The following is a 24,710-nucleotide window of genomic DNA, read 5'->3' on the forward strand; positions in this document are numbered from 1 at the left end:
GACGGGTGGAGTATGCTAGCGCCCCGCTCCCGCCGACCCATGACGCACGCCCGATGAACCGCGCCCCGTCGAACCCCACCGCCCCCACCCTCGCGCCCGGTCCGGTCGCGCTTGCCGGCCTGATCTTCATCGCGGCCCTGACGCGCCTGCTGCCGCATCCGCCGAATTTCTCGCCGGTGGAAGCGATCGCATTGTTCGGTGGTGCGTACTTCGCCGCGCGCCAGTGGGCGCTGGTCGTCCCGCTCGTCGCGATGTTCGTGTCCGACCTAGCGCTGGGCCTGGTCAACGGCGGCGTGTACTTCGAATACTTCGCCAGCGCCGGCTTCTGGCTGGTGTATGCGTGCATCGCGCTGTCGACGGTGCTGGGCTTCGGCCTGCGCGGCCGCGTCACCGGCGGCCGCGTGCTCGGCTATTCGCTGCTGGGCTCGGTGCTGTTCTTCCTCGTGACCAACTTCGGCACGTGGTTCGGCGGCACGATGTATCCGCAGAACGCGCAGGGCCTGGTGGCCGCGTACGTCGCGGGCATCCCCTTCTTCAAGTGGACGCTGCTCGGCACGCTGGCGTACTCGGCGCTGCTGTTCGGCGGCTTCGCGCTGTTGCGCCGCCACGTGCCGGCGCTGCGCGAACAGACGGTCTGACCGTCCGCCGGCACGCCGCACCGCGTGGGTAACCGCCTCAGCAAGATCTACACGAAGACCGGCGACGACGGCACGACCGGTCTCGGCGATGGCACGCGCGTGGCGAAGGATTCGGCGCGCGTCGCCGCCTACGGCACCGTCGACGAAGCCAATTCCACGATCGGCCTGCTGCTCGCAAGCGCGCCCTTGCCCGGTCCGCAGGGCGAGGCGATCGCCGCGCTGCTCACCACGATCCAGCACCAGTTGTTCGACCTGGGCGGCGAGTTGTGCATCCCCGGCCATGCGGCGATCCACGAAGCCGACGTCAAGGCGCTCGAAGACCAGCTCGATGCCTACAACGACCCGCTGCCGCCGCTGAAGGATTTCATCCTGCCCGGCGGTGGTGAAGCCGCGGCACGCTGCCACGTCGCGCGCACCGTGGTCCGTCGCGCGGAGCGCGAGACCGTGACGCTCGCGCGCCACGATGCCGTGCGGCCCGAAGCGATCCGCTACCTCAACCGTCTCTCCGACTTGCTGTTCGTGCTGGCGCGCGTGCTCGCGCGCGACTCGGGCCATGGCGAAGTGCTGTGGAAACACGAGCGCCGCACATGAGCCGCGGCGTCGCGACCCAGTTGTGGACGCATCCCGCCTGCTTGCTGCACGACACCGGCCCAGGCCACGCCGAACGCCCCGAACGCCTGTCCGCCGTGCTCGAAGCGCTGCAGGGCGCATTCCCGTCGCTGTCGTTGCATGACGCGCCGCGCGCGTCGCGCGGCCAGCTGCTGCGTGTGCACGACGCCAGCCTGCTGGCCACCGTGCTCGAAACGAAATCGCCGGACCGCGTGCAGCTGGATCCCGACACGATCCTCTCGCCCGCCTCCGCCGAAGCCGCACTGCGCGCCGCGGGCGCGGGCATCGCCGCCACCGATGCGGTGCTGCACGGCCACGCACGCCGCGCGTTCTGCGCCGTGCGTCCGCCGGGCCACCACGCGACCATCGACGTCGCGATGGGCTTCTGCCTGTTCAACAACATCGCGGTCGCCGCGGCGCACGCGCGTGACCACGGCGGCCTGGAACGCATCGCGATCGTCGACTTCGACGTGCACCACGGCAACGGCACGCAGGCGATCTTCGAAACCGATCCGCGCGTGCTGTACCTGAGTTCGCACCAGATGCCGCTGTATCCCGACACGGGCCGGCGCGACGAACACGGCGCGGGCAACATCCTCAATGCACCGCTGCCGCCGGGCGCGGGCGGCGACGCCTTCCGCGCGACGTGGTCGCGCGACCTGCTCCCCGCGCTGGACACCTTCCGCCCGCAGATCGTCTTCATTTCCGCGGGCTTCGACGCGCACTGGCGCGATCCCCTGGCGCAACTGCAGCTGCAGGCGGGCGACTACGCCTGGCTCACGCAGGCGCTGGTCGACATCGCGCAACGCCATGCCGACGGGCGCGTCGTGTCGATGCTCGAAGGCGGGTACGACCTGCAGGCCTTGCGCGAAGCCAGCGTCGCGCACGTGGCGGCGCTGTCGGGACTTGCGCCCGCGGGTTAACCGCCGCCGACTTCGGCGACCGGATGGAAATCCAGCGAGGCCGAATTGATGCAGTAGCGCAGGCCCGTGGGCGGCGGACCGTCGGGGAACACGTGCCCCAGGTGCGATTCGCAGCTGGCGCAGCGGATTTCCACGCGGCGCATGCCGTGGGTTTCGTCGACGTGTTCGGTCACCGCGCTCGGCGAGACCGGTTCGAAGAAGCTCGGCCAGCCGCTGCCGGAGTCGTACTTCGCATCCGACAGGAACAGCGGCGTGCCGCAGGCGACGCACGTGTACACGCCATCGGCCTTGTGGTCCCAGTACTTGCCGGTGAACGCGCGCTCGGTGGCCGAGCATCGGCAGATCGCGTACTGCTCCGGCGTGAGCTGGTCGCGCCATTCGGCATCGCTCTTCGCGGTGGCGGGCGCGGTGGCGGGCGTCTTGTCCATCGTTGACCTCGTGATGCGGGGGATGCCTTCCAGATGGGGGCGTGGCCGGGAAAACCACGGCCGTGCGGAGTGTGGACAAAGCCCGCGGCCGGGATGTTCAGGGGAAGTGAACGTACGAATTTCGTTATGCTGCCCGCCGATCTTCACCGACCACGGATGTTCGCGTGCGTGCCAGCCTCAGACTGACCCCCCTCGCCCTGTGCATCGGCCTCTCCTTGTCCGCGCACGTGCGGGCACAGAAGATGCAGGACGATTTCAGCCTGTGCCCGCTGACCCAGGCGGTGCCCGAGTTCGAGGACGTGCCGGCCACCGGAATCACGCTGGGCAAGACGCCGCTGGACCGCGCCCAGTCGCCCACCGACATCGAAGGCGACACCCTCAGCGGCACGGACGTGGCGCCGCAGTTCCAGGGCAACGTCGCGCTGCGCCGCGGCGACCAGTTCCTGGGCGCCGACCGGCTGACCTACGACAGCGAGCAGGAGCACTACGTCGCCGACGGCAACATCCGCTACCAGGACAGCAGCATGCGCCTGACCGCGGAACACGCCGAGGGCAACCAGGCGGCCGACGAACACCAGATCGACGACCTGAAATACCAGCTGGTCTCGCGCCGCGGCAACGGCGAGTCCTCGCGCATCAACCTGCACGGCGCGCAGGGCAGCCTGCACGATTCGACGTACTCCACGTGCGATCCCGAAGATCGCCACTGGGAACTGAAAGCCAAGCGCATCGACGTGGATTCGGCCGAAGGCTTCGCGGTCGCGCACAACGCGGTGCTGCGGATCGGCCGCATCCCGGTGCTGTACGTGCCGTGGTTCGAGTTCCCGATCGACGAGCGCCGCCACACCGGCCTGCTGTTCCCGTCGGCGTCCAACTCCAGCCGCAACGGCTTCGACTACAAGCAGCCGATCTACCTCAACCTGGCGCCCAACTACGACGCCACGCTGTATCCGCGGATCATGACCGCGCGCGGCATCCAGCTCGGCGGCGAATTCCGCTACCTGGGCACCAAGGGGCAGGCGTCGGTGTCGGGCGCGTACATGCCGCACGACGACCTGCGCGACGACGAGGGTTACGACAAGCGCTACTTCGGCGCCTTCAACGGGTTCCAGAACCTCTCGCGCAGCTGGCAGGCGCGCGTGAACCTGCTGCACATCAGCGATCCGCGGTACTTCGAGGATTTCAACAGCAGCATCAACGGCATCTCGGTGTACGCGGCGTACAGCGACGCCGGCCTGTACGGACGCGGCCGCCACTGGAGCGCCGGCCTCATGGCCGACCACTGGCAGCTCGCCGACTACACGCTCAGCGAAGTCAGCCTCGCCTACAACCGCATGCCGCGCGCGTTCTTTTCGTGGGACCAGCGCCTGCGGCCGTGGTTGTCCGCGGGCGTGGACGCCGAAGCGGTGCGCTTCCAGAAGGACGAGGCCGTGTTCGAGGCGCCGCCGCCGGGCGCGCCGTTCGGCACGCAGGGCCGGTTCGTGGGCGCCGCCGGTTCGCGCCTGGACATCAAGCCCTACGTCTCGCTGCCGCTGGAGGGCGCGAGCTGGTTCGTGCGCCCGACGCTGGCGTGGCGCTACACCGCCTACCAGCTGGACGACCAGCTCGCGGCCGTCGTGAAAGCCAAGTCGCCCTCGCGCAGCCAGCCGATCGGCAGCGTCGATGCCGGCCTGTATTTCGACCGCAGCACGCGCCTGCACGGGCAGTCGTTCCTGCAGACGCTCGAACCGCGCATGTTCTACCTGTACAGCCCGTTCCGTAACCAGGACACGCTGCCGGCGTTCGACACCGGCGCGCTCACCTTCAGCTGGGGCCAGATGTTCCGCGACAACCGGTATTCCGGCGCGGACCGCCAGGCCGATGCGAACCAGCTGACGATCGCGCTGACCTCGCGCCTGATCCGCGAATCCGACGGCCGCGAGCGCTTCAGCGCGAGCATCGGCCAGATCAAGTACTTCGACGATTCCCGGGTCGTGCTCCCCGGCGAACAGCCCATCCTCGCGGGCAAGTCGGCGTGGGTGGCGGACGTGGGCTGGGCGCCGACCGACCGCTGGACCTTCGGCGGTTCGTACCAGTACAACCCGAAGCTGCGCCAGAAGGACCTGGTCAGCGTGCGCGGCCGCTACCTGCTGCCCGACGACGGCGTGGTCAACCTCGCCTACCGCTTCCGCCGCGACGTCTCGGACCAGGTGGACTTCTCCTTCCTGTACCCCGTCAACGACACCTGGAGCGTGGTCGGGCGCGACTATTACTCGATCCTCGACCGCAAGCCGCTGGAACAGGTCCTCGGCGTCCAGTGGGACAGCTGTTGCATCGCGGTTCGGCTTGTCGGCCGGCGCTACGTGCACAATCGCGAGGGCGAGCTGAGCCGCGGCATCATGCTCGAGATCGAACTGAAAGGCCTCGGCTCGGCCGGGCAGGACACCCGCAAGACGCTGCGCCGGGCCATCCTTGGCTACAATCGCGGCGATCTCTACTTGGTGCCGCCCGAAACAGCCACGGCCCAGCCCTCAACGGATTCGGATCCGGACCCCACGCCATGACCTTTGCTTCCCGTTTCGCCGGCCATGCGCTCGCCGGCGCCCTCGCCATCGCGCTGCCCGCCGGCGTGCTGCTTGCCGTGCCCGCGCCCGCCCGCGCCCAGGCGCTCGTCCCGATCGACCACCCGGTGGCGATCGTCGACGAAGACGTCGTGCTGCACAGCGAGCTCGACCGCGCGGTGCGCAACATCACCAACCAGTACGCCGGCAAGGAAGACCAACTCCCGCCGGCCGACGTGCTGGAGCGCCAGGTGCTCGAGCGCCTGATCCTCAACAAGCTGCAGGTCGCGCGCGCCGAGTCCAACGGCCTGAAGGCGACCGAGGAAGACATCGACGCCGCCATCGGCCGCATCGCCCAGGGCAACAGCCTCACGCCGGCGCAGATCCGCCAGCAGGTCGAGCAGGGCGGGCAGACGTGGGAAGAATTCCGCCGCTCGATCCACGACGAAATCCTGATCCAGCAGTTGCGCCAGAGCTTCGCGCAGGGCCGCATCCAGGTCAGCGATTCGGAAGTGGAAGCCGCGATGGCCGCGCAGGCCAACACCACGCAGTACCACCTGGCGCACATCCTCGTGGCGCTGCCGGACGGCGCCACGCCGGAACAGATCGGCGTCGCGCAGAAGAAGATCGAAGGCGTCAAGGCGCTGCTCGACAAGAACGAAATGGATTTCGCGGCCGCGGCCGTGCGCTATTCCGACAGCCAGAACGCGCTGGAAGGCGGCGACCTGGGCTGGCGCGCCCTCGATGAAATCCCCGGCACGTTCGCCAACGTCATCCGCACCATGCAGGTCGGCCAGGTCATCGGCCCCGTGCGCGGCCCGAGCGGCTTCCAGCTGCTGAAGCTGGTGGAAACGCGCGACGCCGCCGGCGACGCCGCCGCCCCGGTCACCGAATTCAACGCGCGCCACATCCTCGTGCGCGTGGATGCCACGCATCCGGAAGCCGAAGCGCGCGCCAAGGTCGACACGATCGCCGCGCGCCTGGCCGGCGGCGCCGATTTCCAGGCGCTGGCCAAGTCCGATTCCGAAGACGAAGGCACCAAGGCCTCCGGCGGCGACCTGGGCTGGTTCCCGGCCGACCAGTTCGGCACGACGTTCGGCGCGCAGGTCGCTTCGCTCGCCGACGGCGCGGTGTCCAAGCCGTTCCGCAGCGATGCGGGCTGGCACATCGTGCAGCGCATCGGCACGCGCCAGGGCACGGCGGACAAGTCGCGCAAGGCGCAGATGCGCGAAGCGATCGGCCGTCGCAAGCTGGAAGACGAATACAACCGCTTCCTGCGCGAAATGCGCGGCGAGGCCTACGTCGAAATGCGCATGGCCGGCGCCGCGCCTGCAGCCCCTGCAGCGCCCGCCGCGCAGCCGCAGGCGCCTGCAAGCGGCGGCTGAGATGTCGCCGCCGCGGCTGGCGCTGGTGCCGGGCGAACCGGCCGGCATCGGTCCCGAACTCTGCGTGCGCCTGGCGCAGCAGCCGCGTGGTGATTGTTCGCTCGTCGCCTTCGGCGACGGCGACACGCTGGTGGCCGCGGCCCGCGCGTTGTCGTTACCGCTGCAGTTGCTGCCTGCCGACGCGGTTGCCACGCGTCCCGGCGACCTGCCGTTGCACGCCATCCCGAATGCAGTCGCGGTCGAATTCGGCCGCGCCGATCCGCGAAACGCACGCGCCGTCATCGCCGCGCTCGAAACCGCCGCACGCGCGTGCCTCGACGGCGCGTTCGATGGCCTCGTCACCGGCCCGGTGCACAAGGCCGCGATCAACGACGGCGGCATCGCCTACACCGGCACCACCGAACTGCTCGCGCGGCAAGCAGGCTGCGACGTGGTGATGATGCTGGCCAACGCCATCGTCCGCGTCGCGCTCGCCACCACGCACCTGCCATTGCGCGACGTGCCGGATGCGATCAACGCCGATTCGCTCGCGCGCACGCTGCGCATCGTCGACGCCGCGCTGCGCACGCGCTTCGGCATCGTGGCACCGCGCATCGCCGTCCTCGGACTCAATCCGCATGCGGGCGAAGACGGGCACATGGGACGCGAAGAACTCGACGTCATCGCGCCGGTCATCGCCGCGTTGCGCGCGCAAGGCCTGCACCTCGAAGGCCCGCTGCCCGCGGACACCGCGTTCCTGCCCGCGAAACTCCGCGACGTCGACGCAGTGCTGGCGATGTACCACGACCAGGGATTGCCGGTGCTCAAGTACAGCGGATTCGAAAGCGCCGTGAACCTCACGCTCGGCCTGCCCTACCCGCGCGTGGCCGTCGACCATGGCACCGCGTTGTCGATCGCCGGTCGCGGCATCGCCGATCCGTCGAGCCTGTTCGCCGCCGTCGACACCTGCGCGCGCATGGCGCGCAAGGCAGTCGCGGCATGAGCGAGGCGCGCCCCGGCTTCCAGCGCGAAGCGAAGAAACACCTCGGCCAGCACTTCCTGCACGAGAAGGGCGTCATCAACAAGATCGTGCAGGCGGTGGATCCCAAGCCCGGCGATCGCCTGGTGGAAATCGGCCCCGGCCAGGGCGCGATCACCTTCCCGCTGCTCGATCGCCACGGCGCGCTGACGGTGATCGAGTTCGACCGCGACCTCATCGCCCCGCTCACCGAAGCGGCGCAGGCGCACGGCCGGCTCACGATCGTGCATCGCGACGTGCTGCAGGTGGATTTCACCGCGCTGGCCAAGGACGTCGAAGGCACGGACGGACAAATCCGCCTCGTCGGCAACCTGCCCTACAACCTCTCCTCGCCCATCCTCTTCCACGCCCTCGAACATGCGGGCGCGATCCGCGACATGCACTTCATGCTGCAGAAGGAAGTGGTGGACCGCATGGCCGCCGAACCCGGCAGCAAGGTGTACGGGCGGCTGAGCGTGATGCTGCAGGCCTACTGCCGCGTCGTGCCGCTGTTCAAGGTGCCGCCGGGGGCGTTCCGTCCGCCGCCGAAGGTCGATTCGGCGGTCGTGCGGATGGTGCCGCGCGCGCCCGGCGAGATGGGCGTGCAGGATCCGGTGCGGTTCACGCACGTGGTCCGCGCCGCGTTCGGCCAGCGCCGCAAGACCTTGCGCAATGCGCTGCAGGGCGTGGCCGACACCGCGATGATCGAAGCCGCGGGCCTGCGCCCGGACGCGCGCGCCGAACAGATCGACGTCGCCGGCTTCGTGCGCCTGGCGAACCTGCCCACGCCCTGAGCGCCCGCCCGCACGGGCCTTCGCGCGACATCCAACGGCTTGCGGCTAAACTGCACGCATGACGGACACCGCTGCCTATGCGTTCGACATCGATGTCGACACCCGCTTCCTGGACGAAGAATCCGCGCCCGATGAAGGCCGCTACGTCTTCGCCTACACCATCAGCATCCGCAACCGCGGCACCGTGCCGGCGCGCCTGCTCGGCCGCCACTGGGTGATCACCGACGCCAACGGCAAGGTCGAGGAAGTCGTGGGCGAAGGCGTGGTGGGCGAGCAACCGTGGCTCCGGCCCGGCGAAGATTTCCAGTACACCTCCGGCGCCATCCTCGAAACCAGCCTCGGCACCATGCGCGGCAGCTACGACATGCTGGCGGACGACGGCACGCGCTTCGCCGCGCCCATCCCGCCGTTCACGCTGACCACCCCGCGCACGCTGCACTGACGGGCACGCGCGCGCATGGCCACCTACGCGATCGGCGACCTGCAAGGCTGCTACGACCCGTTGCAGCGCCTGCTCGAACGCCTGCGCTTCGACCCCGCGCAGGATCGCCTGTGGTTCTGCGGCGACCTCGTGAACCGCGGCGGCCAGTCGCTCGAAACATTGCGCCTCGTGCATTCGCTGCGCGCGCAGAGCGTGGTGGTGCTCGGCAACCATGACCTGTCGCTGCTCGCGATCGGCGAACGCCGTCCCGACGAACAACGCAAGGTCAACCCCGACCTGCAACGCGTGCTGTTCGCCGACGACGCGCGCGAACTCCTCGATTGGCTGCGCCTGCAACCGCTGCTGCACGCCGACCGCGCGCTCGGCTGGATGATGGTGCACGCGGGCCTCGCGCCGAAGTGGACCACCACGCTCGCGGAAAAACACGCCAGCGAAGTCGAGCGCAAGCTGCGCAGCGAGGGCTACCGCAAGCTGCTGAAGAACATGTACGGCGACAAGCCGGCGTGGTCGCCGGGCCTCGGCGGCATCGAGCGCGAGCGCGCGATCATCAATGTGTTCACGCGACTGCGCTATTGCTCGCCCCGCGGGCGCATCGCGTTCGAAGAGAAAGGCGCGCCGGGCACGCAGCAACCGGGCCTGTATCCCTGGTACGAAGTGCCGGGCCGTGCGGAGCGCGATCTCAAGATCGTATGCGGGCACTGGTCGACGCTGGGCCTGTTCCTCGGCCACGGCGTGCATGCGATCGATACCGGCGCGGTGTGGGGCGGCAAGCTCACCGCGTTGCAGCTGGACACTGACGAACTGCGCGTCATCCAGGTGCCGGGCCGCGACGTGCCCGCCAATCCGCCGCAGCCGCGTCCGCCGTACCACCGTCCGCTCCCGGCGGTGCCCGCGCGCGACGAGTGAGGTTACGCGCGGTCGTAGTCGATGAATTCGAACGCGAACGCATGCCGTTCGTCGGCCGCGTGCGCTTCGCGATGGGTCACGCGCCACGCCGCGGCATCGAACGCCGGGAAGAACGCATCGGCGCCTGCCACGATCGTGTCGACGTGCGTGAGGTGCAACCGATCCGCGCGCGGCAGGCACAGCGCGTAGACTTCGCCGCCGCCGATCACGCTGAGTTCGTCGTCGGCGAGCGCCAGCGCCGCATCGATCGAGTCCACCGCTTCCATCCCGTCGAACGGCACGCGTCCGCTGCGCGTCAGCACGAGGTTGCGACGCCCCGGCAACGCGCGGCCGATCGATTCGGCCGTCTTGCGCCCCATCAGCACGGGCTTGCCGAGCGTGAGCGCCTTGAAGCGTTTCAGGTCCGCGGGCAGGTGCCACGGCAAGGCATTGCCGCGTCCGATCGCGCGGTGGCGATCGAGCGCGGCGACGAGGCTGAGGATCGGCTTGGGCATGCGGCGAGTATCGCTTACGTGCGCCACGATCAGAACGGTTTGCCGATCTCCAGGAATAGCACGCCGTTGCCGCCTTCGCGCCAGCCGTACCCGAACAGCATGGGCCCCACCCACGAATCGAAGCCGATGTAGAGGCTCGCGTTCCAGATGCCGTCGGCCCAGTCCATGTCGCTGCGTTTTTCCCACGCGTTGCCGTATTCCAGCGTGCCGCCCACCAGCGCCGAACGCCCGAACACCTCCGCCAGCTGCCACGTGTAACCGCCGTACACCACCGCGTAGTCCTGGCCGGTCAGTTCGAACTGGCGGAACCCCACGAGTTGCCCGCGCCCGCCGAGGCGATAGCGGTCCTGCACGGGCAGCGTGCCCTGCGTGGTGGCGTGGTAGCCCACGCCGCCCTGGATGGCGCTGCGGCCGAAGGACTTCGCGGCGAGCACGTCGAAATCCAGCTGCGCGTATTCGCTGTCGCTGCCGAGCCAGTCGCGCGCGATCGTGTACGCCAGGTTGGTGCCATAGCCGTTGCGCGGGAAGAACAGGCTGTCGAGGCGATCGATCGACACGAAGGCGGACAGGCGCCCGGTGTCGAAGTTGAACGGTACCGCGGGGTCGCCGGTCTGCACGCTCGCGTGTCCGCTGCCGCGCTCCAGGCCGAAGCCGGCGGTGCCGTAGTTGCCGAATTCGCGCGCCACCTGCAGTTCGACGCCGAGCGTGGCGACGTCGTACGTGGCCGTGTTGTGGCCATTGCTGTCGTACACGCGGATGTTCGGGTTGGCGTAAGCGGCCTCGGCGTGGAGGAGGTAGCGGTTGGCGATGTCGAACGGGTGGTAGTACTCCGCCGACAGGCCCGGTTCGCTGCCGATCTGCAACACGACGCGCGCCTCGGCGCCGAACGGCGACAGCGGCGCGAACAGCAGGCCCATGCGCAGGTTGCTGTCGTAGCCGCCCTGGAAATCGTTGCTCAGCGTGAGGCCCAACTGGAGGTAATTCGGGCCCTGCGGTTTCGGGCGCGCGCTCACCACGATGCCCGTGCGGCCGTTTTCCTCCACCACTTCGTACGTCACGCTGGCCATCGTGCCGAAGCCGTACACGCGCAGCACGTGTTCTTCCACCTTCGCCGCGTCCAGCGGCTTGCCGATGTCGATGTCCAGTTGCGCGAGCAGCATCGCGTCGGCGTAGTCGGTCTGGTTGTCCAGGCGCACGAACTCGATGATCGGCGGCTGGTTGTCGAACACGGGCCGTTGCGCGATCGCGGTGCGATACGCCGCGTCGTCCTTCGCGGCCAGGCGCGCCAGGCGCGGTCGCGCTGCTTCCGCGGCGCGCGCGCCGATCGCGAGCGCTTCCTTCGCCTTGTCGAAATCGCTGGTGGCCACGTCCGTGCCGAGGTCCGGCACGATGAGCACGTCGCCTTCGCCCATCGTGGCGAGCATGCGGCGCGTGTTGCCGGTGGTGAGCATGCCGGTCATCTGCGAAACGACCTGCAGCAGGCTGGCGTCGCGATCGAGTTTCTCGAGCGGCGTGCCCACGTCCACCGCGATCAGCACGTCCGCGCCCATCGTGCGCAACACATCGATCGGCACCTGGTCGGCGACACCACCATCGATCAGCACGTGCCCGCCGATTTCCACCGGCTGGAAGATGCCGGGCAGCGACATGCTCGCGCGCATCGCCATCGCCAGGCTGCCGTGGTCCAGCACCACGGGGTCGCCGGTGTTGAGGTCGGTGGCCACCGCGCGGAACGGGATCGGCAATTGGTCGAAGTGTTCGACGCGGCTCACGCCCAGCGTGGCCTGTTCGAACATCGCCAGGATGCGTTCGCCCTGCAGCACGCCGGGCGAGAGCTTCAGCCCGCGCGGTCCACCGATGCCGACGCCGACGGTGGCGAGGGCATCGCGGTCGTCCTGCTTGCGCCGGTAGGTGCGCTCGGGGCGTTCGATGGAATCGTCGAACAGGCGTTTCCAGTCGGTCGAGGTGACGAGGTGTTCCATGTCGTCGACCGACATGCCCGACGCGTACAAGCCGCCGACCAGCGCGCCCATGCTGGTGCCGGCGATGCAGTCGATCGGGATGTGCCGCGCTTCGATCTCGCGCAGGATCGCGACGTGCGCGATGCCGCGCGCGCCGCCGCCGCCGAGGGCCAGGCCGATGCGCGGGCGCGTGTCGCCGGGGGCGCGCGTGCCGCAGGCGGGGGTGGCCGGCGCCGTCGCAGGCGCGGGGGTGGTCGTGGTGGAAGTCGACTGCGCAAAGGCGGCCGATGTGAACAGGCCGCCCAGGAGGAGCATCGACCACGCTGCGTGCCTGCATCCCATGCAATCACCTCGCTGGCGCCCCTGCGCGCCAGCGCATTCTGGCCCGGTTCGCGGGCCGGTGTCAGTCCGTCATTGCACCGTGTAGCCCTTGCCCGACATGCACGCGCCCCAGGCCCGCCAGTAGGTGTCGATGGATTGCGCCTTGGCGGTCTGCTGCTGTTGCACCTGCGCGGCCTGGCTGCGGCGCGAGCGCGCGCCGCCGGCGATCACGCCCGCCGCGGCGCCGGTCTTCGCGCCCTGCGAGGAATCGCCGTGCGCCACCTCGCCGATCACCGCGCCGGCCGCCGCGCCGCGCACCGCGCCGCGGGCGCGCTGGCCCTGCGGTCCGGTGGTGGTGGTCGGGGCCGCGGCGACGGCCGCCGGGTCGATGCCCGTGTCGGTCTTCGCCCAGGCCTGGCAACTGCCATCGTCCTTGGCCTTCTGGTCGGCTGACTGGTCGTCGGCGATGAGGATTCGCATGGCAGATCCCGGCGGCCCGCGTTGGGATCGGAGGATACGCCCGGTGACCGGAAGTCACCTAGCGGCCTTTCGTGCACGCGCCCCGGATGCGGCCCGACCTGCGTCAGACGGCGATGGGCGCCTTGATGGCCGCATGCGGCGTGTAACCGGTGATCTCGAAGTCGTCGAAGCGGTAGTCGAACAACGACGGCGGCCGGCGCTTGATCGTGAGCTGCGGCAAGGGCCTCGGCTCGCGCGCAAGCTGCGTGCGCGCCTGTTCGAGGTGGTTGTTGTACAGGTGCACGTCGCCGCCCACCCACACGAACTCGCCCACGTCGAGGTCGCATTGCTGCGCCACCATGTGCACGAGCAAGGCGTAGCTGGCGATGTTGAACGGCGTGCCGAGCAGGAAATCCTGGCTGCGCGCCATCAACATGCACGAGAGCCTTCCGTCGGCGACATAGAACTGGAACAGCGTGTGGCACGCGGCCAGCGCCATGCGCCCGTCGCGCACGTTGTTTTGCGGGCTGCGCGATTCGTCCGGCAGGTATTCGACGTTCCAGGCGCTGACGATGTGGCGGCGCGAATTCGGCTTCGCCTTCAATGCAGCGATCAGCCCCGACATCTGGTCGATCGTGCCGCCGTCGCGCGTGGGCCAGCTGCGCCACTGCGCGCCGTACAACGGGCCGAGACTGCCGTCTTCGGTCGCCCATTCGTCCCAGATGCTGACGCCGTTGTCCTGCAGATAGCGCACGTTGGTGTCGCCGGCGAGGAACCACAGCAGCTCGTGGATCACCGACTTCAGGTGCAGCTTCTTCGTCGTGACGAGCGGGAACCCCTCGCGCAGGTCGAACCGCATCATCCGCCCGAACACGCTCAGCGTGCCCGTGCCGGTGCGGTCGCCCTTGGGGGTGCCGTGTTCCAGGATCTCGCGCATCAGGTCGAGGTATTGGCGCATGTGACGCTCCGTGCGGTCAGGCGACGCGCGGCTGCAGCGTCGGCGCGCTGCGCGAACACCACAACCAGAACAGGCCCAGCAGGATCAGCGGCACGCTCAGCAACTGGCCCATCGTGAGCCAGCCGAAGGCGATGTAATCGAGTTGCTGGTCGGGCACGCGCACGAACTCCACGAGGAAGCGGAACACGCCGTACAACAGCACGAACAGGCCCGCCACCGAATAGCGCGGCCGCGGCTTGCGCGAATACAGCCACAGCACCAGGAATAGCACCAGGCCTTCGAGGAACGCCTGGTACAGCTGCGAAGGATGGCGCGCGAACACATCCAGTGCGCCGGCTTCGAACTGCGCGCGCAACGCCTGCGGATCCATGCTGGCGTACGGCTGCGGCAGCGCGTTCGGGAACACCACGCCCCAGTGCGCGTCGGTGGGCTTGCCCCACAGCTCGCCGTTGATGAAGTTGCCCAGGCGCCCGAAGCCCAGCCCCGGCGGCACCAGCGGCGCGATGAATTCCATCGTGTCCATCACGTGCAGGCCGTGCTTGCGCGACCACCACCACGTGGCCACCACCACGCCGATCAGGCCGCCGTGGAAGCTCATGCCGCCTTCCCACAGTTTCAGCATCTGCAGCGGATGGGCGATGTAGGTGTGCAGGTCGTAGAACAGGATGTAGCCCAGCCGCCCGCCGAGCACCACGCCGACCATCGCGTAGAACATCAGGTCGCCGAAGCCGTGGCCGTCGACGCCGGGCAGCCGCCCTGCGCGGATGCGGCGATTGCCGAGCCACCATGCAACGGCGAACCCGAGCAGGTACATCAGGCCGTACCAGTGGATCTTCAGCGGGCCGAGCGCGAGTGCGATCGGGTCGATCTGGTGCAGGTACGTCAAATCGTGCAAGGCGTTGTCCAGGCGATGGCGCGTGGCGGCATTGTGCCCCAGCGTCGCGCGTCAGAGGAGGCGCGGGCGGTTCGGCAATTCGTCGCGGTCCGGGGTGCCCGCGACCAGCGGCGCGTGCTCGGCGAGCAGGTCGGAAATCGCCGCCACGCCTTCGACGATCGCCGCTTCCGGCTCCCCGGCGCGCAGGCGCGCCTGCATCGCATCGGACACTGCGCGCCAGCGCGCGGGATCCACGTTGCGCAGGCCGCGGTCGGCCACGATTTCGAGGCGATGGTCGGCGAGCAACAGGTACACCAGCACGCCCGTGTTGCCTTCGGTGTCCCACACGCGCAGCCGCGCGAACGCGTCCTCGGCACGGGTGCGCGCGTCGACGCCGCGCAGCACGTCGAGCCAGTGCAGCGCAGGCTCCACCGCGAAACAGATCTCGCCGCTGTGGCGCAGTTCGCTGGCGTCGATCGCGGCCGTGATGCGGTCCATCGCGTCCTCGGGGAACCAGGCGCGGGCAGGACGTGCGAGCAGGTGTCGGAACAGGCGCATGGTCGCGATCCTCACCAACTGCCGGAGGCGCCACCGCCCCCGCTCATGCCGCCGCCGCCCGACCAGCCGCCACCGCCGCCGCCGAACCCGCCGCCGCCCCCGAATCCGCCACCGCCGAACCCGCCCCAGCCGCCATGGCGCGCGGCGCGCCCGGTGGGCGCCGCCGACAGCCCGACGAACAGGCCGACCAGTGCGCCGAGCCCGCCGACCAGCACGAGCGACGACACCAACCACGCCACGAATCCGGCTGCGCCCGCCCCCACCACGCCGCGCAGGGCGGCCGGCAGCCAGCGGAACATCCCGCGCACGAACGTGGCGATGATGAAAGACAGGAACAACGCGAAGACCCACTGCCCGCCATCGCGCCCGCCGCTGCTGCCCTTGTTGTCGGCCATCGGCGGCGGCAGTTCCTCGCCGTCGATCAGCTTGGCCAGCGCCGCCGTGCCGTCGGTCAGCCCGCCCGCGTAATCGCCCGCGCGGAACTTCGGCACCAGGTATTCCTGGATCACGCGGTTGGCGATCGCATCGGGGATCGCGCCTTCCAGGCCATAGCCCGGTTCGATGCGCACGCGCCGGTCGTTCTTGGCCACGACCACCAGCACGCCATCGTCCACGCCCTTGCGCCCGAGCTTGTACTGCTCGAACGCGCGCACGGTGTATTGCTCGATGGTTTCCGGCTGCGTGGTGGGCACCATCAGCACCTGCAGCTGGCTGCCCTTGCGCTGCTGCAGCGCGCGCGCCTGTTGTTCCAGCGACGCGATGGCTGCCGCATCGAGCGTGCCGGTGGTGTCGATCACCGGGCGATCGAGTTTCGGGATCGGCGCGTTGGCCTGCGCGAACGCCGACGCGCTGGCGATCACCAGCGCGAAGGCGAAGCAGACCGTGCGCGCGAAACGCGGCAGCGCGTTGTGCATCAGCGCGTCAGTACGCCGGGGCGCGCGCGGCGGTGGTCGCCGGCGCCGTCGTCGGCGGGTTGAATTCCACGGTCGGCGCGTTGGAGATCTGCGCTTCGTTCTCCACGGAGAAGTTCGGCTTTTCCTTGTGGCCGAACATCTTCGCGGTGAAGTTCTGCGGGAACTGGCGGATGTAGGTGTTGTAGTCCTGCACGGTCGTGATGTAACGGCCGCGCGCGACGGTGATCCGGTTCTCCGTGCCTTCCAGTTGCGCCTGCAGGTCGCGGAAGGACTGGTCGGACTTGAGGTTCGGATAGTTCTCGGTCACCACCATCAGGCGGGACAACGCCTGCGAGAGGTCGCCCTGCGCTTTCTGGAACTGCGCCAGCGAAGCCGCGTCTTCCGCGTTGACCTGGATCTGCCCGACCTTGGCGCGCGCCTCGGTCACGCGGATCAGCACGTCGCGTTCCTGCGCGGCGTAGCCCTTCACGGTGTTGACGAGGTTGGGGATGAGGTCGGCGCGGCGCTTGTACTGGTTGAGCACTTCCGACCATGCGCCCTTGACGGCCTGGTCCTTCGCCTGGATCTGGTTGTAGCCGCAGCCGGACAGCAGCGCGATGGCGAGCCCGAGGAGCAGCGCGCGCAGGAAGGTGTTCGGACGCATGGGGTTGGCTCCGCGGTGGGGGACGCGCGGCATTCCAGCATCGAAGGGGGTAGGACGCAATGAAGGCGCGTCCCGGGCCCCGCGGGGCGCTACTGCGCGAGCTGTCGCGCGCTGGCCTTGCGCCGCGCCCAGAGGTTCAGGCACTCCACCGCGGCGGAGAAGCCCATCGCGCCGTAGAGGTAGCCCTTCGGGATGTGCAGTTCGAAGCCATCCAGGAGCAGGTACACGCCCACCAGCACGATGAAGGCCAGGGCCAGCATCTTGATGGTCGGGTTGCGCTCGATGAAATGGCCCAGGGGCGTGGCGGCCAGCAGCATCACGCCCACCGCCAGCAGGATCGCGCCGACCATGATCGTCACGTGGTTGGCCATGCCGACCGCGGCGATCACCGAATCCAGCGAGAACACGATGTCGATGATCGCGATCTGCGCGATCACCATGCCGAAGGAGACCAGCGGCTTGGTGTGGATGTCCTCGGCTTCGTCCTCGCCCATCAGCAGGTCGCGGATCTCCATGATCCCCTTCACCACCAGGAACACGCCGCCCAGGATCAGCACCAGGTCGCGCACCGAGATGCCCTGGCCGAACAGGCGGAACAGGTCCTGGGTGAGGCCGGCGAGCCACGCCAGCGTGAGCAGCAACCCGATGCGCGTGATGCACGCCACCGCGATGCCGAACTTGCGCGCGCGCTCCCGCTTCTCCTGCGGCAGCTTGCTGACCGCGATCGCGATGAACACCAGGTTGTCGATGCCCAGCACGATCTCGATCGCACTGAGGGTCACCAGGGTGAGCCAGGCCTGGGGATCGGCCAACCAATCCAGCATCGCGCGGGAATCCTAAGGGGTCAGAAGAAATGCGGGACCAAGATGCAGCCCCACACCAGCAATACGTTGAGCATCGTCAGGAACACCGCGGCTGAACCCATGTCCTTGGCGCGCCCGGCCAATTCGTGGAATTCGGGGCCGTAGCGCTCGATCACCGCTTCGATCGCGGAATTGAGCAGCTCGACCGCCATTACCAGCAGGCAACTGCCCACCAGCAACGCGCGCTCCACCCCCGTCGCCCCGAGCCACAGCCCCAGCGGGCAGAACACGAGGAACAGGTACACCTCGAGCCGGAACGAGGACTCGTGCAACCACGCCGCACGCAGCCCCTGCATCGACCACACGGTCGCCTTGAGGATTCGGCCGGGGTGGCGGGGCAGGTGTCCGAACTGGTCAGCCATGGGCGCCGCCGCGATCGGTGCGCAGGTGCTTGGACGGCATGGCTTGGACGAGGACCGGCTCCCGAGGAGCGGCGATTCTGCCACACCGCGGCGCCCGACCCATGTGCATGAGGACACGCCGCGCGGTCACCGGCGCATAACGAATCCCGGCGCAACGTCCCGCTTTCCGGCTCCCCCCGCCCCCGCGAGCGTCCCGCCATGGCCGTCAGCCCCGTCCCCGAGGGTTACCACACCGTCACCGCCTACCTCATCGTCGAGGACGCCGCCCGCGCCATCGATTTCTACACCCGGGCGTTCGGCGCGAAGGAACAGTTCCGCCTGCCGGTCCCCGGCCCCGACGGACGCGAGCGCGTCGGCCACGCCGAGGTCCGCATCGGCGACACCCAGCTGATGCTCTCGGACGAGTGGCCCGACATGGGCGCGCTGGGCCCGCTCAAGCGCGGCGGCGGCACCGTGAGCTTCGTGATCTACGGGCCCGACTGCGACGCGGCGCTGGCGCGCGCCGTCCAGGCCGGCGCCACCATCACCAAGCCGGTCGCCGACCAGTTCTGGGGCGACCGCATGGGCACGGTGACCGATCCCTTCGGCCACAAGTGGACGCTGGGCACGCACATCGAGGACGTGGCGCCCGAAGCGCTCACCGAACGGATGGCGCAATGGGCGAAGGGCCAGGCCTCGCAGGCCGAGGTGCCCTGAGCGCCGCGACGGGTTACTTCGCTTCGTCGCGATAGATCGCCGTGCCGCGCGCACCGTCGGGCTTCAGCCAAGCGCGATACATGCCCGAGGTGTTGAACGGCATCGCGATGTTGCCGTCCTTGTCCAGCGCGATCGCGCCGCCGTCGCCGCCCATCCCGGGCACGATCTTGTCGACCACCTCTTCCGCGGCGACCGCGAGCGCATCGCCGCGATACGCCACGCGCGCACAGATGTCGTGCGCCACCGCGTTGCGGATGTAGAACTCGCCCCAGCCGGTGCCCGACACGCCGCAGCGTTCGTCGGCCCACGTGCCGGCGCCGATGATCGGCGAATCGCCGACGCGCCCGTAGCGCTTGTTGGTCATGCCGCCGGTGCTGGTGGCCGCGGCGATGTGGCCGTCGGCGTCGAGCGCCACCGCGCCGACGGTGCCGAAATACGTGCCGGGCAGGTCGAGGCCGGCATTCGCCTTCTCCTTCGCCTGCGCGTCTTCAAGCTGCTTGCGCCGACGATCGGTGTCGAACCAGCTGTTGGGCACGCGTTCGATGTCCGGCAGCGAGTCGGCGAATTTCTCCGCGCCCTGCCCCGCCAGCATCACGTGCTTGGACCGCTCCATCACCGCGCGCGCCAGCAGGATCGGGCTGCGCACCGTCATCACGCCGGTCACCGCGCCCGCGCGATGCGTGTGGCCTTCCATGATCGACGCATCGAGTTCGTGCTTGCCGTCGGCGTTGAACACCGCGCCCTTGCCGGCGTTGAAGCGCGGTGATTCCTCCAGCACGCGGATCGCGTCGACGACGGCATCCAGTGCGGTGCCGTGCTTGGCGAGGATGGCGTTGCCCGCGTCGAGCGCCTGGTCGAGGTCGGCGCGCACCAGTTTTTCTTCCTCCGGCGTCATCGACCCGCGCTCGATCACGCCCGCGCCGCCATGGATGACGAGCGCGGTCTTCGGCCTGGGCGGATCAGCCGCGAAGGCCGGCATGGCGATCGCGCAACACAACAGGGCGGCAAGCAATCGATGCGGGCGCATGGCGGTCTCCGGCGGACATGCCGCGCAGGATACCGCCGCCCGCCTATTGCTGGCGCAACGCTTCGATCGGATCCAGCAAGGACGCCTTGCGCGCCGGGTAATACCCGAAGAACAGGCCCGTGGCGATCGAGAACGCCGCGGCCAGGCCGACGACGTTGGCGTTCACCTGCACCGGCAATTCGCTGAACTTGCCGACCAGCAACGCGCCCACGATCCCGATCGCGATCCCGATGACGCCGCCGATCATCGAGATCAGCATCGCTTCGGCGAGGAACTGACGGCGCACGTCGCGCGGCCCCGCACCCACCGCCATGCGCAAGCCGATTTCGCGGATGCGCTCGGTCACCGACACCAGCATGATGTTCATGATGCCGATGCCGCCGATGATCAGGCAGATCGTCGCCACCGCGCCGAGCAACTTGGACATCAGGTTGGTCGTGGCCGTGCGCGTGCTGATGATCTCGGCGATGTTGCGCACGTTGAAATCGTCTTCCGCGCCGGGCTGGATCTTGTGGCGCTGGCGCAGCAACGCTTCCACTTCGCCCTGCACGTAGTCGAGGTCGTCGGCGTTGGCCACGCCCAACGCGATCTGCATCACCGCGCCCGGCGGCAGGCCCATCGCGCCCATCAGGCGGCGGCGCGCGGTTTCCAGCGGCACCACCACGATGTCGTCCTGGTCCTGCCCGAACCCGCCCTGGCCCTTCGGCTTCAACGTGCCCACCACCGTGAACGGCACGCGCCCGATGCGCACGACCTGGCCGAGCGGATCGTCGTCGCCGAACAATTCGCGCCGCACCGTTTCGCCGAGGATCACGGACTTCGACGCACCGCCGTAATCGCGCGCGTCGAATCCCGCGCCGCTGGCGAGCGTCCAGCCGTTGATGTCGAACCAGTCGGCCTGCACGCCCTGCCAGTTGCTCGACCAATTGTTTTCCGCGTACACGAACTGGCTGCTGCCGCGCAGGCTGCCCGCGACGTACTGCACGTCGGGCAACTCGGTGCGGATGGCCGTGGCGTCGTCTTCGGTCAGCGTGAAGTTGTTCGCGCCGCCGACGCGGATGCCGCCGAAACCGCGGCCGGAACCGGGGCTGATGTCCAGGCGGTTGGAGCCCAGGCCCGAGACGAGCTTGTCGATCTCCGCCTGCGTGCCCTGCCCGACCGAAACCATCACGATCACCGCCGCGATGCCGATGATCACGCCCAGCGAGGTCAGCGCGCTGCGCATCCAGTTGCCGCGCAATGCGTAGATCGCCGTGCGCAGGACTTCCATCGGGTTCATGCGCGCGCCTCCTCGGTGAGTTCGCCGTCGCGCATGACGAAGATGCGGTCGCAGTGGTGGGCGACGTCGGGATCGTGCGTGATCAGCACGACGGTGTGGCCGTCGCGTTGCAACTGCTTGAACAGCGCCAGGATTTCCTCGCCCGTCCTGGAATCCAGCGCGCCCGTGGGTTCGTCGGCGAGCAGGATCGGCGGGCGGTTGATGAGTGCGCGCGCGATTGCCACGCGCTGCTGCTGGCCGCCGGACATTTCGCTGGGCTTGTGGCCTTCGCGATTGCCGAGGCCGACGGACGCGAGCGCCTCGTGCGCACGCTTGAGGCGCTCGCCGCGGTGCACGTTGGCGTAGCCCATCGGCATCGAGACGTTCTCGAGCGCCGACATGCGCGGCAACAGGTTGAACCCCTGGAACACGAAGCCGATCTTGTCCAGGCGCAGGCGCGCGCGTTCTTCCGCGTCCAGCGTGGCGACATCGACGCCGTCGCAGCGGTACACGCCGGCGCTGGGCGTATCCAGGCATCCGAGCAAATTCATCAGCGTCGACTTGCCCGAGCCCGACGGCCCCATGATCGCGACGAACTCGCCCTGCAGGATGCGCAGGTTCACGCCGCGCAACGCGACGACCTCCGCTTCCGTGCCCTGCGCGTAGACCTTGTCGAGCGCCTGCGTTTCGATCACCGCCTCGCGGGCGGCGACCTGGGCCTGTGCGACGGCGCTCATTGCGTGGCCTTGGCCGTCGCTGCGCGTTCGGCGCCCGTGATCACGAGGTCGCCCGCATGCACGTCGCCGGACACTTCGGTGCTGGTGCCGTCCGACACGCCGATGCGCACGACCGCCGGCTGCGGCTGGCCGTCGACCAGCTTGTAGATCGGCGCGCGACGCGCACTGACGAGCGCGGTGACACCCGCATCCCATTGCGTGCGCTGCGTGTCGTCGAGCGATGCGCGGAACGCGGCGAACTGCTGGTTGAAACGTTCCATCAATCGCTGGCGCATCGCACCGCTGGCGGCGCCGGTATTCGCGTTGCCGCCCGACGACGGACCACCCCCCGGCCCGCGCCCGAACAGCGCGCTGCCGCCCTGTCCCTGCTGCGCCGCCGCCGGCGCCGCGCGCGCGGCCATGCGTTCCTTCATCTGCGCAAGCGCGGTGTCGAAGGCGTCCTGCTGCGACGCGTTCAAGTGCAGCGACTGCGCCAGCTTCGGCAACTCCGACGCCATCCCGCCGCCACGCTGCTGCGGCTGCGCATTGGCGGTGCCGCCCGTCGCATCGTCGGCCGGCTTGAAGCGCAATGCCGCGTTCGGCACCTTCAACACGTTGTCGCGACGGCTCACTTCGATTTCCGCGTTGACGGTCATGCCGGGCAGCAGCACCTGGTCGCGGTTGTCGACGGTGACCACCACCGGATACGTGATCACGTTGTTGGTGTTCGTCGCCGACAGGCGCACCTGCTGCACCTTGCCGCGGAAGCTGCGCTCGGGGAACGCATCGACTGTGAAGTTGACCGACTGCCCCGCCTTGACCTGGCCGATGTCGGCCTCGTCGATGGCGAGCACGATCTTCATCTGCGACAGGTCTTCTGCGATCTGGAACAGCACCGGCGCCTGCAGGCTGGCCGCCACCGTCTGGCCCGGTTCGATCGTGCGCGTGAGCACCACGCCGTCGACGGGCGAGCGGATCACCGTGCGGTCGAGGTTGAGGCGCGTGGTCTGCGTGGAGGCCTGCTGCTGCGTGATCTGCGCCTGCGCGGCGTTGACCTGCGCGCGCGCCTGGTCGCGCGCGGCGCGGGCCAGGTCCACGTCGCTCTTCGCGATCAGCTGCTGGCCGGAGAGCGAGGCCTTGCGGTCGTAATCGATCTCCGCGTTGCGCAGCGTGGCCTGCGCGGTGGCGAGCGACGCGCGCGCGCTGGCGATCTGCGCCGCGCCCTGCGCGATCTGCGCCTGGTACGTGCTCGGATCGATGCGCGCGATCACCTGGTCCTTCCTGACGCGATCGTTGAAGTCCACCAGCACGTCGGTGACCTGGCCGGAAATCTGGCTGCCCACGTCCACCGTCGAGATCGCGCTGAGCGTGCCCGTGGCGGAGATCGACACGCGGATGTCGCCGCTTTCGACGGCGGCCGTGCGGAACCCGCTGTCGGCCGCTTTCGCTTCATGGTGCGTCCACCACCACGCCAGCCCCGCCAGGGCGACGACGGCAACGCCGATGGCGACAACACGCGGACGGGACGAACGAGCGGGGGCGGATCGGGTCTGGGCCATGAAGGGGAATGCCGGGAAAGATGGGTCGAGGATGCCGCAAACGCGCGCACCGTCGCCACGTTGACCGCGCAGCGCGGCCAACGTTCAGCACTTGAATGTCAGCGCACGAACTGGATCGTGGCGAGCGTGCCGCTGCCGGGCACGCTTTCGAGGACCACCGGCCAGCCGAAGCGTTCGCCGAGGCGGCGCACGACCGACAGGCCCAGGCCCATGCCGCCGGCGTCCTGGTCGGCGCGGTAGAACGGATCGAAGGCGCGCTGCAGCGTTTCGCGCGACATGCCGATGCCGGTGTCGCGGACGCTGACGCGGTCGTTCTCGATGCGCACTTCGATGTCGCCGCTGTCGGTGTACTGGCAGGCGTTGCTGAGCAGGTTGCCCACCATCACCGCCAGCACGCGCGAGGGCGCATGCAGTTCCGGCTCGGCGTGCTTCACCACGTGCAGGTGCACGGGCTTGCCGTCGAGCAGCGGCTGCACCTTGTCCACTTCCTCGTCCACGATGTCGGCGACGGAGAAATGTTCGCGCGGCGGTTCGATGTCGCCTTCGCGCGCGAGGATCAGGAACGCATCGATCACCGCTTCCATGTCGCGGCTCGCGCTCTGGATGCGCCGCAACGAACGCTCGCCGCGGCTGCTGAGGCCGTGTTCGGTTTCCAGCAGGTCGGCGGCGACGCGGATCACGGTGAGCGGCGTGCGCAGTTCATGGCTGGCGTCGCGCGTGAAGTTGCGCTCGCGCGTGACGAAGGCTTCCACGCGTTCGCCGAGGCGATGCAAGGCCTGCGCCAGTTGTCGCGCTTCGCCGCTGCCGATGTCCGGCGGCAAGCGATGCGGCGCCAATGCATCGATGTCGGGCGCGCGCGGGTCCCATCCTGCGACCTGCCGCGCCAGCCAGTTCACCGGCGTCACCAGCCGCTTCGACACGCGGTAACTCAACGCGGACACGGCCAGCACCGCGAGCAACCCCATCACGATCGGCAGCACCGCGAAGGCGAACATCAGCCGGTCGATGCGGTCCTGGTCGTAGGCCAGGTACAAGGTGCCCGACGGCCGCTTCTCCACGCGCACCTGCAGCGCGCGTTCGTCCATCGGGTGGAAGCCCGGCGACAGCGTGGCGATGTACGCCGGCACGCCCGTGGCGGCTTGCCCGGCCGGCACGAACCAGCCGTCGAAGTTGCGTCCGTGCGGCACGTCGTAGTCGGAATCCACCGCGCGACGGGCAAAGAAGTTCGAAGCCTCCGATTCCGAAAGCTTGCGGACGAATCCCATCTGGATCACGAGTGAGACGAGCCAGCCCGCGGCAATCACCGCGAGGCTGACCATCACCACCTGGAGCAGGAAGGCGACCCGGATCTTGCGTGGCAACCCCTGTGGCACGAAGGTCGGGTC

The 24,710-nt window shown here is 69.1% G+C and carries 26 protein-coding genes; 10 read left to right on the forward strand and 16 right to left on the reverse strand.

Annotation, left to right across the window (positions count from 1 at the left end; all coding sequences use genetic code 11):
• Positions 1-53 precede the first annotated feature (53 nt).
• The 3 genes from LYSCAS_RS02950 to LYSCAS_RS02960 are packed head-to-tail and all read left to right on the forward strand — an operon-like array spanning position 54 to position 2,170.
• On the forward strand, positions 54-638 hold the full coding sequence (locus LYSCAS_RS02950; protein WP_213435537.1) for a DUF6580 family putative transport protein: 585 nt from the start codon (positions 54-56) through the stop codon (positions 636-638).
• 24 nt (positions 639-662) lie between these two features.
• The gene (locus LYSCAS_RS02955) at positions 663-1,229 is read left to right on the forward strand and encodes a cob(I)yrinic acid a,c-diamide adenosyltransferase (RefSeq protein ID WP_213435538.1); all 567 of its coding nucleotides are present in this window, start codon (positions 663-665) and stop codon (positions 1,227-1,229) included.
• Positions 1,226-2,170 (forward strand): histone deacetylase family protein, encoded by a 945-nt coding sequence (locus tag LYSCAS_RS02960; RefSeq protein WP_213435539.1) that lies wholly within the window; start codon positions 1,226-1,228, stop codon positions 2,168-2,170. Before LYSCAS_RS02955 ends, LYSCAS_RS02960 begins: the two co-directional genes overlap by 4 nt.
• Here LYSCAS_RS02960 and msrB read toward each other — a convergent pair.
• Positions 2,167-2,598, reverse strand: a complete 432-nt coding sequence (gene msrB, locus LYSCAS_RS02965) for a peptide-methionine (R)-S-oxide reductase MsrB (RefSeq protein ID WP_213435540.1) — start codon at positions 2,596-2,598, stop codon at positions 2,167-2,169. The two genes, LYSCAS_RS02960 and msrB, sit on opposite strands and share 4 nt — an antisense overlap.
• 164 nt (positions 2,599-2,762) lie before the next feature.
• On the opposite strand from msrB, the gene lptD reads away from it, so the two are divergent.
• Genes lptD through LYSCAS_RS02995 form a run of 6 tightly spaced genes read left to right on the forward strand, consistent with a single transcriptional unit; the run spans position 2,763 to position 9,662 of the window.
• Entirely contained in the window at positions 2,763-5,141 is a 2,379-nt protein-coding gene (gene lptD, locus LYSCAS_RS02970) for an LPS-assembly protein LptD (protein ID WP_213435541.1), read from the forward strand.
• Complete coding sequence (locus LYSCAS_RS02975) at positions 5,138-6,523, forward strand: peptidylprolyl isomerase (RefSeq protein ID WP_213435542.1); 1,386 nt, start codon at positions 5,138-5,140, stop codon at positions 6,521-6,523. The genes lptD and LYSCAS_RS02975 overlap by 4 nt, the downstream gene beginning before the upstream one ends.
• A gap of 1 nt (position 6,524) precedes the next feature.
• Entirely contained in the window at positions 6,525-7,505 is a 981-nt protein-coding gene (gene pdxA / locus LYSCAS_RS02980) for a 4-hydroxythreonine-4-phosphate dehydrogenase PdxA (RefSeq protein ID WP_213435543.1), read from the forward strand.
• Complete coding sequence (gene rsmA, locus LYSCAS_RS02985; RefSeq protein WP_213435544.1) at positions 7,502-8,314, forward strand: 16S rRNA (adenine(1518)-N(6)/adenine(1519)-N(6))-dimethyltransferase RsmA; 813 nt, start codon at positions 7,502-7,504, stop codon at positions 8,312-8,314. Before pdxA ends, rsmA begins: the two co-directional genes overlap by 4 nt.
• Positions 8,315-8,372: 58 nt before the next feature.
• Positions 8,373-8,756, forward strand: coding sequence for a Co2+/Mg2+ efflux protein ApaG (gene apaG, locus LYSCAS_RS02990; protein ID WP_213435545.1), 384 nt, complete (start codon positions 8,373-8,375; stop codon positions 8,754-8,756).
• 15 nt (positions 8,757-8,771) lie between these two features.
• Positions 8,772-9,662 carry a symmetrical bis(5'-nucleosyl)-tetraphosphatase gene (locus LYSCAS_RS02995; RefSeq protein WP_213435546.1) on the forward strand — a complete coding sequence of 297 codons (891 nt, stop codon included), beginning with the start codon at positions 8,772-8,774 and terminating at the stop codon, positions 9,660-9,662.
• A 2-nt stretch (positions 9,663-9,664) separates the two neighbouring features.
• Here the strand turns inward: LYSCAS_RS02995 and LYSCAS_RS03000 are convergent, their stop codons facing one another.
• From LYSCAS_RS03000 to LYSCAS_RS03045, 10 genes are all read right to left on the reverse strand, one after another.
• Entirely contained in the window at positions 9,665-10,156 is a 492-nt protein-coding gene (locus tag LYSCAS_RS03000) for a dihydrofolate reductase (RefSeq protein WP_213435547.1), read from the reverse strand.
• 29 nt (positions 10,157-10,185) lie between these two features.
• Positions 10,186-12,432, reverse strand: a complete 2,247-nt coding sequence (locus tag LYSCAS_RS03005) for a patatin-like phospholipase family protein (RefSeq protein ID WP_213435548.1) — start codon at positions 12,430-12,432, stop codon at positions 10,186-10,188.
• Between the two features lie 96 nt (positions 12,433-12,528).
• Positions 12,529-12,918: a glycine zipper family protein gene (locus LYSCAS_RS03010; protein WP_213435549.1), complete on the reverse strand. Its 390-nt coding sequence runs from the start codon at positions 12,916-12,918 to the stop codon at positions 12,529-12,531.
• A gap of 103 nt (positions 12,919-13,021) precedes the next feature.
• Entirely contained in the window at positions 13,022-13,855 is an 834-nt protein-coding gene (gene thyA, locus LYSCAS_RS03015) for a thymidylate synthase (protein WP_213435550.1), read from the reverse strand.
• Positions 13,856-13,871: 16 nt separating this feature from the next.
• Positions 13,872-14,741, reverse strand: coding sequence for a prolipoprotein diacylglyceryl transferase (gene lgt / locus LYSCAS_RS03020; protein WP_213437539.1), 870 nt, complete (start codon positions 14,739-14,741; stop codon positions 13,872-13,874).
• A 60-nt stretch (positions 14,742-14,801) separates the two neighbouring features.
• Positions 14,802-15,287: a TPM domain-containing protein gene (locus tag LYSCAS_RS03025; protein WP_213435551.1), complete on the reverse strand. Its 486-nt coding sequence runs from the start codon at positions 15,285-15,287 to the stop codon at positions 14,802-14,804.
• Between the two features lie 11 nt (positions 15,288-15,298).
• On the reverse strand, positions 15,299-16,189 hold the full coding sequence (locus LYSCAS_RS03030) for a TPM domain-containing protein (protein ID WP_407075171.1): 891 nt from the start codon (positions 16,187-16,189) through the stop codon (positions 15,299-15,301).
• A gap of 19 nt (positions 16,190-16,208) precedes the next feature.
• A complete protein-coding gene (locus LYSCAS_RS03035) occupies positions 16,209-16,844 on the reverse strand; it encodes a LemA family protein (RefSeq protein WP_213435553.1) in 636 nt (211 codons plus the stop codon).
• A gap of 89 nt (positions 16,845-16,933) precedes the next feature.
• Positions 16,934-17,668, reverse strand: coding sequence for a TerC family protein (locus LYSCAS_RS03040; protein WP_213435554.1), 735 nt, complete (start codon positions 17,666-17,668; stop codon positions 16,934-16,936).
• 20 nt (positions 17,669-17,688) lie between these two features.
• Positions 17,689-18,069 (reverse strand): diacylglycerol kinase, encoded by a 381-nt coding sequence (locus tag LYSCAS_RS03045; protein ID WP_213435555.1) that lies wholly within the window; start codon positions 18,067-18,069, stop codon positions 17,689-17,691.
• A gap of 198 nt (positions 18,070-18,267) precedes the next feature.
• On the opposite strand from LYSCAS_RS03045, the gene LYSCAS_RS03050 reads away from it, so the two are divergent.
• On the forward strand, positions 18,268-18,765 hold the full coding sequence (locus LYSCAS_RS03050; protein WP_213435556.1) for a VOC family protein: 498 nt from the start codon (positions 18,268-18,270) through the stop codon (positions 18,763-18,765).
• A 13-nt stretch (positions 18,766-18,778) separates the two neighbouring features.
• Here LYSCAS_RS03050 and LYSCAS_RS03055 read toward each other — a convergent pair whose 3' ends face one another.
• The 5 genes from LYSCAS_RS03055 to LYSCAS_RS03075 form a co-directional block, all read right to left on the reverse strand.
• A complete protein-coding gene (locus LYSCAS_RS03055; protein ID WP_213435557.1) occupies positions 18,779-19,792 on the reverse strand; it encodes an isoaspartyl peptidase/L-asparaginase family protein in 1,014 nt (337 codons plus the stop codon).
• Between the two features lie 43 nt (positions 19,793-19,835).
• Positions 19,836-21,071, reverse strand: coding sequence for an ABC transporter permease (locus LYSCAS_RS03060; RefSeq protein ID WP_213435559.1), 1,236 nt, complete (start codon positions 21,069-21,071; stop codon positions 19,836-19,838).
• Positions 21,068-21,787: an ABC transporter ATP-binding protein gene (locus tag LYSCAS_RS03065; RefSeq protein WP_213435560.1), complete on the reverse strand. Its 720-nt coding sequence runs from the start codon at positions 21,785-21,787 to the stop codon at positions 21,068-21,070. Before LYSCAS_RS03065 ends, LYSCAS_RS03060 begins: the two co-directional genes overlap by 4 nt.
• Entirely contained in the window at positions 21,784-23,325 is a 1,542-nt protein-coding gene (locus LYSCAS_RS03070) for an efflux RND transporter periplasmic adaptor subunit (protein WP_213435562.1), read from the reverse strand. The genes LYSCAS_RS03065 and LYSCAS_RS03070 overlap by 4 nt, the downstream gene beginning before the upstream one ends.
• A 98-nt stretch (positions 23,326-23,423) precedes the next feature.
• Positions 23,424-24,698: a sensor histidine kinase gene (locus LYSCAS_RS03075; protein WP_213435564.1), complete on the reverse strand. Its 1,275-nt coding sequence runs from the start codon at positions 24,696-24,698 to the stop codon at positions 23,424-23,426.
• Between the last annotated feature and the right edge of the window lie 12 nt (positions 24,699-24,710).

The sequence above is a fragment of the Noviluteimonas caseinilytica genome, from assembly GCF_018406605.1.
Lineage (GTDB): Bacteria > Pseudomonadota > Gammaproteobacteria > Xanthomonadales > Xanthomonadaceae > Noviluteimonas > Noviluteimonas caseinilytica.